General features: G+C 78.5%; 1 protein-coding gene. It reads left to right on the top strand.

Features of this window, described 5'->3' with window-relative positions:
• The coding region (locus TR50_RS42950; RefSeq protein ID WP_052441331.1) for a C40 family peptidase at window positions 1–1,072 on the top strand (1,072 nt) is incomplete at its 5' end.
• Window positions 1,073–1,086 lie beyond the last annotated feature (14 nt).

The raw sequence follows: 1,086 nt of genomic DNA on the forward strand, positions 1-1,086 counted from the left end.
GTCGGCGCAGAGCGCCGCGCAGGCCGCGCAGGCGCAGGTCGAGGCCGTCGAGACGCAGCTCGTCGCGGCGCGGAGCGCGGAGGCGGCGATGAACGTGCGCGTGGAGTCCGCCGTGGAGGCGTACGACGGCGCCGCCGTCGCGCAGCAGAAGGCCGCGGCGGGGGCCGCCGCGACCTCCGTCGCGGCCCGCGCCGCGGACACCGCCGAGCGCGCCGCACGCGACCTCGTCGGCGCGCTGGCCGCGCGGCAGTACCGCGACGGGGGGACGCCACAGCTGGCCGGCTTCGCCGGCCTCCTCGCGGCGCGGGACCCGCACGCCGCGGAGCTCGCGACGCAGGCCGCGCAGGGCGTGGCCCAGCAGGCGCGCGGCACCCTGCAGCGGGCCGTCGCCGCCTCGGCGCGAGCCGCGCTCGCGGACACCGCGGCCCAGCAGGCGAACACCGCGGCCGCCGCCGCGACGGCCCAGGTCGCGGCCGCCCGGACCGCCGCCCAGCAGCAGCTGGCCGCCCAACTGGCGCAGGTCGCCGCACTGGACGCGCAGCACACCGCGCTGCTCTCCGGCCTCGCCGAGGCCCAGCGGGTCGCCCTCCAGCTGACGGAGGCCCACGCCGCAGCGCTCGCCGCGCAGGCGGCCAAGCTGGCCGCTCTCGCCGCGCAGGCCCAGCAGCAGGCGTCCACGCCGGCCGCACCGCTGACCCCGCCCACGCCCGGCGACGTCCACAGCGTGCTGGCGTTCGCCCACGCGGCCCTCGGCCTCCCGTACGTCTGGGGCGGCGCGGGGCCGCAGAACTACGACTGCTCGGGCCTCACCATGCGCGCCTGGCAGCGCGCGGGGGTCGACCTGCCGCACTACGCCGCCGACCAGTACGCCCGGTCCCACCCGGTGACCTACCGTCAGCTCCAGCCCGGTGACCTGGTCTTCTGGTCCCACGACGGCAGCCCGCAGGGCATCTACCACGTCGCCCTCTTCACCGGCGACGACACCATCATCGAGGCCCCGCGCACGGGCGACGTCGTCAAGACCGCCTCCCTGTGGATCATGGGCACCCCGAACTTCTACGCCCGCCCCTGACCACCGCCCGCCCC

The organism is Streptacidiphilus anmyonensis, from assembly GCF_000787855.1.
In the GTDB taxonomy this organism is placed as follows: Bacteria; Actinomycetota; Actinomycetes; order Streptomycetales; family Streptomycetaceae; genus Streptacidiphilus; species Streptacidiphilus anmyonensis.